Source organism: Okeania sp. (assembly GCF_035285525.1).
Taxonomy (GTDB): domain Bacteria; phylum Cyanobacteriota; class Cyanobacteriia; order Cyanobacteriales; family Microcoleaceae; genus Trichodesmium.
Genome location: NZ_JAYKGW010000177.1, coordinates 1 through 9,553, shown reverse-complemented (window position 1 = coordinate 9,553; position 9,553 = coordinate 1). Strand labels below are relative to the sequence as shown.

The following is a 9,553-nucleotide window of genomic DNA, read 5'->3' as shown; positions in this document are numbered from 1 at the left end:
AAATTAATTTTCAGGGGCGGGTTTACTTAATTTTGGGTTGAGCATTGAACTCTTAGATAAAAAATTAATTTTCAGGGGCGGGTTTACTTAATTTTGGGTTGAGCATTGAACTCTTAGATAAAAACCCGCCCCTACTATTGGCATTATCAATCTTTTTTTTCATTATCCTAGTAAAACCTGCTCATAGCGGTGACCTTGAACCTCCCAAGTATAGTCGGTTTCGATGAGCGATCGCCCGTTCTCTGACAACTTTTGTCTCAACTGTCCATCCTCAAATAATCGCCCAATAGCCTCTACATATTCTCCCACATCATTAGCCCTTAATGCTCTAAGTGGTGTATCTGCACCATCAGCTGCTAACCCCTCTAACCCCCGGTCACTGGCCACAACCGGGATACCTGTTGCCATTGACTCTAAAGTTTTATTTTTAATCCCAAAACCACTACGCATAGGAATTACACAAACCGTAGCTTGATGAAAATAATCTACCACTGAAGGTACACGACCCGTAACTTTTACTCCTGGATGAGTTGCAAGTTCCTTTACTTCCGGTACAGGTCTTGTCCCTACCAATGCTAAAGTTGTATCCGGATAACGTTCTTGTACCTTCGGCAATATCTCCAGAGTCAGAAACCGAGCGGCATCAATGTTAGATAAATAATCCATAGCTCCCACAAAAACTAATTTTTTTCCTCCTGGATCCGCACTACGATAAGGAAACTGACTAAGATCTACCCCATTGGGAATAACAGCAATTTTACTATTTGGGCTAAATTCCTGCAATTGTTTCCCATCATCCTCAGTTGTTGCCACTATATGAGAAAATTTTGAGCAATACCGTTTTTCATAACGCAGGAGTAGAGGAAGATTAATTCTATCTCGCCACGGTTTCTCTTCCGTACCAGTTTCCAACTGTAGCCGACAACTACCATAAACTGAACTGTGGACATTAACTAAGGTTTTTACTTTCTCCTGCCATTGAGGGCGGACATAAATTTCATTAACAGAATGTTCGCACAATATAGCCTCACATTTACCTGCTCCCACAAAATCATCTATCCATTTTTGCATTTCTGGGGAATATCTTGAGAGAACGCTTGGTGGAGTACCTTCAATTAAAAAATTACTAAAACGTCTGAGCTTTTGCCCAATTCCTTGATTAGGTTTTTGAGGACAGGGGAACATGGCCAACTCTTCTACAAAAGCTCGCAATGAATCTACCTCCGCATCATTGACATCTGGAGAACGTTGTGTTACCAAAGTAACAGAGTGTTTATGGCTCAGATATTTCAGTAAATTAAATGTTCTAATGTGTGTACCACCTTGGCTAGGAGGATAAGGGAAAGTAGAGGAAATCATTAAAATTCTCATAAGGTAGGTAAGTCCTATCTATAATTTGTCTTTATTATAGCTAATCTGTTATACAACACCATATACAGGACTACCAGTCAAATTAATAATATACCCTCTGGTTTTGATGCTGCCACAGACCGATATTTTATCAAATTTAATGATGATGCCACATTATTTTCCTATCTCTATAACAAGTGGAGTTGATGCGTTCTCAAATCCAAAATTGTCAAGATCACAATTTAGGCAGGTAAGATAGGGGCTGAAAATCATGCTGTTGATTATTCTGTACGGACGTTGCATACAACGTCCCTACTCTTCTATAATCTTTATTCCTTTTGGATTCTGGACTCTGACTTCTTCCTATTCTTAACCAAAAGACTTTTGAGCGCCAGCCCTACCTAATTAGACATCTCCAACCACTAAATTTCTACCTTAGTATTTCAAGGGTTTGAGATTAATTTTTGGAGAAGTCTATTTCATTTGTTAAACTTGCACAAGCTGAAGCTATTGCTCGATCCGGACAAATTTTTGGGGGAATATTAAAATCATCCCATAATGAATGGGGCAACTTTCAATACTCAGGATTAAGTCGATCCTAACTAGCAGCATCAGCTTCCCGAAGAGCCTTAAGAATTTCCGGACGCTTCATCCGCGCATAACCACGCAACTTCCGTTCTTGGGCGATTTTCTTCAGTTGTCTCAGTGACTTAGTATCATAATCATCAATGGGAACTTCTGGCTCCACCTGTGAGCTAGATTTAGTCTTTCTAGTAGTAGTTTTTGTGCTAGTCGTCTTAGGTTTAGAGGTTGTGGAAGTGGACTTACTCTTGGTCGTTGTCTTGCTTGGTGTATCAGTTTTAGTTTCTACTTCGGCAACAGAATCAAATTCTGGCATTGCCTGCAAATGACGTCGAACGGCTGAGACCTGAACTTTTAAGTCATCTTCTAAGTCTTGAATTGACTGAGAAAACTGATTAACTGTTTTGACCATCCCTTCGAGTTTTTTCTCTATTTGTCTATCAAGATCGTCAAGTTGTTTTGATAATAATTCCATTTTCACTCCTGTAGAAATAGATGTTGTTTTTTTAGTTGTTGAGCTTGCGATTTTTCCTGCCAATGTTTCTACCTTATTGTTAATTGAATTTTCTAAGCTTGTAATCAAATCTTTGAGCTGCTCAATTTGATTAATGTCAATGCTTTTGTCCTGCCAAGATTTTAGTTGTTTTTTGATAACCTCCTCATTTTTATTCATTGATTGGTCGATTTTTTGAGTTAAAGAATCTACTTTTTGGTCAAAAGATTTTAGTTGTTTTTTGATAACCTCCTCATTTTTATTCATTGATTGAGCGATTTCTTTGGTTAAAGAATCTACTTTTTGATTAAATGATACCTCAAGTTGCTGCAGTAGATGATCGAAGTTTGGTGTTTCAGAGATATGTAGTTGATAAGTTAACTGCTCTATCTCTGCTATAGCTATTTCTACTTGTTCATCTGACATTTCATAAACCCAGGCCCATAGTTCCTCGATTTCAATTTCTTTGGCAACTTGACACCAATCAGCACCACGAATAATTTCGTATTGCTGTTCAGATTCAGAGTCGTAGTTCTCCTTTAATCTAACAAGTAGTGGAATCAAGTTACAACCTTGATCTGCAAGACTCTTAAGTAGAGCTTGATGTCTTTCAGGTGGAATATCTTTCTCCTGAGACTCTGGCACAGTAATTTTGGATATGGGAATCAATTCCAAACTTACTGCTCGATCTTTTTGCATTGATGAAACCATTTGCTTACAACTTTATTTGGTTCCTAACATCAAATATTGTTCAGAACTTTATAATAGGCAGTATGAACCCAATTATAGCTAATTTGTGACTCCTTATTTATCACTTTGGAAAAATTCAAAATTTTTAGGATTCCCAGTAGTTGGAAACATTCTAAATTTCATCCCAGTTTGAAAAAATAGGGTTTAGGTGGTGAGAATTAGTAAATGCTCAATGCTGCCTAACAGATTTATGATAACTAAATCTGGGAAATTATGATTAATTCTTAGGCTACAAGCTTTATATATTATAGATTATAGGTACGCTCACCAGCATTACATTTGAACTTGTTGGTTTTTACCACGCCTTAGTCTAATTTTTTGGGTTTACCCAGATTGTTTTCTTATGACTACTTTAACATACTTATTGTTTGTTAGCTTTGAGGTTTAATGGGTTAACACCATGATTTCCACATTGCTTGTTTATGAAGTACAATTTCAGTCAAAACGGCCACATTGAGACTAGATTCAGGACTAAAACCATGTGAACCCAGAAACCCGGTACAAGGGTAGATATCTATTGCTCAAAACAACTATATTATTGTAGAAACCGGGTTTCTTTGCGTAAGTCCTATATACTTAACTTAGGAGAAACCCGGTACGAGGGTAGATATCTATTGCTCAAAACAACTATATTATTGTAGAAACCGGGTTCTTCCCGTGTAAGTCCTATATTTATAAGCTACTCAGCTAATTCATAAAACCGATCTAAGAATATCACAATTAATGACATTTCGATTTTTATGCTTCTACTGAGAGCATCATTAGTTACTCATCCAGAGACATTGACATCTCTTGATTTCCCGACCGTATTCCTTGACTTACTTGTGGAAATTTAGATCTAAATCTATAGACATCCTACAAGTTAATTAGGAATTTTCCGAGAGAAAATTTGAGGAATATTGCTCAGATTTAATGTTTACGATCTAAGTCGGTTGAGGGCAGATTTTTTTCTGGCCATGTCAGGACGCGATCACATAACACCAAATCTAGTTATCATAAGCTGATTATAGAGTAAGGCATTTAGATTTTCGTTTATGGAATTTGGCACAACTCCATTAAATTACCTGAAGTTATTTTTAACTTTTTTACAAAAAATAGTCAAGCTTTACCTATTTAATTAAAATAATAATAATATTAATTAGCTGATTTTTGCAAGTGGGTAACGGACGATCGCATGAATATTAAATATCTTAAGTTTCTTTTGAAATTATTAGGCTACAAAAACTATAGAGTCTCTATTAGTAAAATCCAGCCAGAACCTGAAATGAAGGTTTCTGAACGGGATGAAATCTGTTACCGACTTTGTGATCAAGGATTAGTAAAGTTTACTAAGGAAGTTACAAAAATTAATATATCACCCCAGGGAAAATTACTGCTAGATAGTAAAAAAGTTGTCAGCTCAATAACTGAGGAAGAGTTAAAGTTGCTCAAGGCAACTGTTAAGGGTGCTATTCCTCCATCGGAGACTGGTATAAACTCTACTTATAGACAAGCTGTTATTGCAGATTTAGCAGACCAAGGTTTGATTGAGGTTGTTGCTCAGAAAATCAAAGAAGTATGGCTAACAGAAAAAGGAAAACAATTTTTATGCCAAGGATATTCCTCCCGCAGTACGGCAAAAGAAATTTCTTTGAAAATGTTAAGTGATTACCTCCAGTTAATGCGCACAAATATTTGTTCTGACTACTCTAAGCCAGATCAAAAGATAACTTCAAAGATGTCGAATGGTAAACCTACTGACTCTGAGATTTTAGCTGTGATTCGAGGTTTAGACCATAATCTAGGTACAGATAACTATTTGCCAATTTTTCATTTACGAGAAAAACTACAGCCTCCTTTATCTCGAACAGAATTAGATCAAGCACTCTATCGTCTAGAAAGAAGTGACCAGATAGAATTAAGTTCCCTACAGGAGGTAAGAGCTTACACACCAGAACAAATTGAAGCAGGTATTCCTCAAGATATTGGCGGATGTTTATTTTTCATCATTTCTTACTAATTAGGGAGTAGGGAATAGCTTAAACAGGTATGTTTTTAATATTTGACACGGGGACGCGGAGATTTGCTCTTGTAGTAATTGATTCCATCTACTCCGTTACTAGCCCCAAATAGTTAATTCAACCGCTCTAGTTGTTGCTTATTGCGACACTGCCGATCTATAAAACTGATACAAAGCTTCACATAAAGTGACAACCAGATGTGTAGGGACATTCGATGGAACGTCCCTACTTGATTTTACTGAGACCGTCGATGGTTTATTATTCACAGATATTCAGGTTGTTTACTCCGAACGCTGGCGCAAAACATGATATGCTTGATAACGTATAATATCGTTAGTCTTTGATTAAGTCAATGCTCCCTTATCTTACTTGCGCATAGCGCTATATTTGGTATCGTAATTTTCTAACCATTCTGCAAAAGATGAACAAATTATAGTATGGAATCTATAGATCAGATTATTCAAAGAAAACCGAATCCTTTCGACCCCGTTACTCTTTATACCATTAATTTTTGGCAAGAGCAACAAAATCCTAGTCTAAATGTTGATTCTATCCATGAAAATATTATCAGTGATATAGAAACAGTATTGGAGCAGGTTGCTCAGGAACATAATCCTCGTACTTTAATACTTACGGGTGATTCTGGTTCTGGTAAAAGTTACCTTTTAGGAAGAATCAAAAAATTATTCAATACCAAGGCTTTTTTTGTTTATATTGATCCTTGGCCTGATAGCGATTATATTTGGCGACATATCTTACGCCAAACTGTTGATTGTTTGATGAAAATTCCGGAGGGTAAAACAGATTCTCAGTTGTTACTATGGCTCAAAGGTTTATTGACTTTCCAAAATAGTGGTTTGCTCCAAAAAATTATTGGTGAAAGAAGAGTATTTATCAGAAATCTCAAGGCAATTTACCCTTCTGGAATTTATAATCCTAATGATTTTTTCAGCGCTCTTTATCATCTACTAGATTCTAAGTATAGGGATGTTGCTTGTGAGTGGTTACGGGGGGATGATTTAGATGAGGGGGATTTAAAATCTTTGGGAATTAGAGGTAGTATAGATTCTGAAGATTCTGCCCAAAAAATTATTACTAATTTGGGGATTATTTCGGCTGCGTCTCAACCTATTGTTTTATGTTTTGATAATCTTGATAATATTCCTCGGTTGTTAAATGGAACTTTAGATTTACAAGCATTATTTAATGTTAATTCTAGTATTCATACTCACTATCCACAGAATTTTTTGATAATTATTAGTATTATTACGAGTACCTGGAAACAAAATTCTGTCTTGATTCAACCAGCAGATAAAGCGAGAGTTAATGCGGGATATTTTCATTTAAAACCCATTAGTTTAGAACAGGGTGAAGCTATATTAGCAGCTCGATTAAATCTTTTATATTCTCTGGCAAAACCACAGCCTGAATCTGCTATATTCCCTTTGTCAAAAGAAATATTAGAACAGAAGTTTCCCAGTGGTAAAACTCTACCTCGGAATATATTAGAGTTAGGACGTAAGGAATATGAGCAGTACAAAATAAAATTATTAAATCAGACAGAAAATAGTCAAGATTTAGTACCAAAAACACATTGGGAAACTTTTAAGTTGATTTGGCAAGAAAACTACAACAAGACTCAGAAAAAAATTAGTAAAATTACTTATTTAGCAGCACCGGAATTGATTCGGATGTTAGCAGAAGTATTAAATGCTTTACAATATCAGGAGGTGAAAACTAAATTATTAAGTGGGAAATATGCTAACTATTCTTTGAGTTATAAACAACAAAATCAAGAAGAAATTATTGGTGTAGTTTGGACTGAAGATCCAAATATGAATAGCTTTTTCAATACGATGAATGCTTGCCAGAAAGTTGTGGATAAAAAGTTATGTGAAACTTTATATTTGCTGAGAGCTGCTGATGTAGGAAATGTTAATAATCTTAGTTACAGAATGTATAGAAAAATTTTCCAAGGTAGGTCAAAAAATATTCACATTATACCTAATTTGGAGTCGGTTTATTTTCTGGCTACATATCATAGTTTGGTGAATGCTGCCCTGGCTAATGAATTAGCGATTGAAGATGAGATTATTAGTTTGAAACAGTTAGAAGAGATAATTTGTGAATCACAAATTTTCAATAACTGTAGTTTATTACAAGATTTGTCTATAGTTTTTCCTACAAATATTCAAGAAAAGCAAAATCATCCAGATTTAGATGAAATTAAGAATTTTGTGTTAAATTTAATTAGACAAAAAAGTTTTATAGAACGCAACAGCATTCTGGAAAATACACTAAATCAATTTATCAAAATAGAGCATTCAAAAGTTGATCTAATAATTGCACAACTTGAGGGAGAACAAAAAATAAAAATTCTTGCCCCTACATCAAATGTGGATGAACAATTAATTTGTTTTGTTCCTGGTTAACTAGCTATCAGCTTTTAGCATTGAGCTATTAGTTTATTGACTGAGAGTTGATGGTTTTTTTAACCAGGAATGTATAATTGATGATTATAATTAATTGTATGGCAATCAGGAATGAGATGTGAGAAAAAACTGTAGGGGTTTGGTCTCCAAACCCCGTTAGATAAAATATTACAAACTCTCACAAACTACAACTGATTGTTATAGACAAAACTGATAATTTATAAGAATGGCTATAGCACTATCAAGACTTACGCATCCCAGCAATAAACCCGGTTTATTGTCATAATTATTATGCCGGATTTGGCATGATAGCTGTTGGCGCAGCATTCCAGAATGGAAGTTCTGAAAACCATAGTTACGTTAATTACTTGAAAAAACAGGAAAATTAAAATAGTCCGTCAATGCCAATAAGTAATAAACCTCAATTACAATCTCCACCATTTAATATTAATGATGTTAAAGTTGCTTTTGATTGCCCCCGTTTGTTTTATTTAAAACAAAGTTTTGGAGGTGATTATCTCTTTTTGCCACAGGATTATATCCCAGAAATCGATCGTGCTTTTGTTGATTTAGTTAATCAATTAATTAATATGATTCGGCAAGAATCTAAAGTTCAGGTTTTGTTTACAGGACAGTTTGAGGGATTGGAGGTAGGGGCGATCGCTAATCAAATACAACAATTATTTTATGAGTTGATTTTCTTTCCTTATTTACAAACAATTATTACTAAAAATATTAGTTTAGCAACCTGCCTGTATGAAGTTTGGCAGGTACTAATTAAAATAATTTTTCATATAACTGAAATCATTGTTAAAAATCGGCGTTACTGCCATGAAAGTGTTGTATTTCGTCGCACATTAATTAAGGGAGAAATACCTGTAGATTATACTTTTAAAATACCAGATGGTAAGGCTCAAAAGTTAACAGGAAAGGTTAATAATTTAATTTTTGATTTTGAGTCTCGTCGCTTGTGTGTGTTTCATTTTCAAACTTATGAAACTGCGGAAGTATCGTCTCAGTTGATAGAGGTTGCTCTCTATAGTTTTTTATTGAAACAAAAGAAAAAAGTGCCTGTTGATACTGTTGTTTATTGGGTTTTGCCTGAGTTGGGGGAGTATTATTATTCATGGAAAAAGTTGGAGAGTGTGGTGGAGTGTTTAGTTCCGGGTAAGTTAGAGGAAATGCGGGAGTGGTTGAGATGGGAGCGGTTTCAATCTGATCCACCTCCACGGACGGAGAAAGAGTATTTGTGTGATATTTGTCCTCAGAGGGAAAGGTGTCAGAGTTTTTTTGAGAGAAGTGGTTGAATAATTAATAATTAATAATTAATAATTAATAATTAGGGTTTTCAGACTACAAAACTTTAAAAACAACCCTTAACTGAACCCTATTGCTATATAATCAGGACTTACGCAAAACAAGGTATTTCTGTCATTGCGAGCAACAGCGAAGCAATCTCAATTGAAATTGCTTTTCTAATTTTTTTAGTCCTGATAATCTTTTTATATCAAATCCGGTAGCATCGGTAGAATTTAATATCGTAGGGTTTTGTATCCAATTTTTCGGGAACCATACCCTCTACAAACTAGGAGTTTTTGCTCTTTTATGATGGTAGAATCTTATTCTCCAAAGCCAGCAGATTTGATCTTAAAAGTTGGGTTTTTTTACCTCAACCCAACCTACACAGATTTTTTAAAAGTTGGGTTTTTTTTACCTCAATATAAACCTAAACAAAGTTGTTAAAAGTTGGGTTTTTTTACCTCATTTCAATCTACACAGATTTTTTAAAAGTTGGGTTTTTTTTACCTCAATATAAACCTAAACAAAGTTGTTAAAAGTTGGGTTTTGTTACTTCATTTCAATCTACACAAAGTTGTTAAAAGTTGGGTTTTGTTACTTCATTTCAATCTACACAAAGTTGTTAAAAGTTGGGTTTTGTTACTTCA

The 9,553-nt window shown here is 34.9% G+C and carries 6 protein-coding genes; 4 read left to right on the top strand and 2 right to left on the bottom strand.

The features are described from left to right. Window positions 1–162 precede the first annotated feature (162 nt). Entirely contained in the window at window positions 163–1,371 is a 1,209-nt protein-coding gene (locus VKJ25_RS17315) for a glycosyltransferase family 4 protein (protein WP_324237886.1), read from the bottom strand. Window positions 1,372–1,948: 577 nt separating this feature from the next. After that, the gene (locus VKJ25_RS17310) at window positions 1,949–3,124 is read right to left on the bottom strand and encodes a Rho termination factor N-terminal domain-containing protein (RefSeq protein WP_324237885.1); all 1,176 of its coding nucleotides are present in this window, start codon (window positions 3,122–3,124) and stop codon (window positions 1,949–1,951) included. Window positions 3,125–4,439: 1,315 nt separating this feature from the next. Between VKJ25_RS17310 and VKJ25_RS17305 the strand changes: the two genes are divergently transcribed. The 4 genes from VKJ25_RS17305 (at window position 4,440) to VKJ25_RS17290 (ending at window position 8,914) form a co-directional block, all read left to right on the top strand. Then, window positions 4,440–5,174, top strand: coding sequence for a hypothetical protein (locus tag VKJ25_RS17305; RefSeq protein ID WP_324237884.1), 735 nt, complete (start codon window positions 4,440–4,442; stop codon window positions 5,172–5,174). A gap of 187 nt (window positions 5,175–5,361) precedes the next feature. Next, on the top strand, window positions 5,362–5,484 hold the full coding sequence (locus tag VKJ25_RS17300) for a hypothetical protein (RefSeq protein WP_324237883.1): 123 nt from the start codon (window positions 5,362–5,364) through the stop codon (window positions 5,482–5,484). Between the two features lie 128 nt (window positions 5,485–5,612). Further along, window positions 5,613–7,607: an ATP-binding protein gene (locus tag VKJ25_RS17295; RefSeq protein WP_324237882.1), complete on the top strand. Its 1,995-nt coding sequence runs from the start codon at window positions 5,613–5,615 to the stop codon at window positions 7,605–7,607. Window positions 7,608–8,008: 401 nt separating this feature from the next. Next, the gene (locus VKJ25_RS17290; protein WP_324237881.1) at window positions 8,009–8,914 is read left to right on the top strand and encodes a PD-(D/E)XK nuclease family protein; all 906 of its coding nucleotides are present in this window, start codon (window positions 8,009–8,011) and stop codon (window positions 8,912–8,914) included. The last annotated feature ends 639 nt before the right edge of the window (window positions 8,915–9,553 follow it).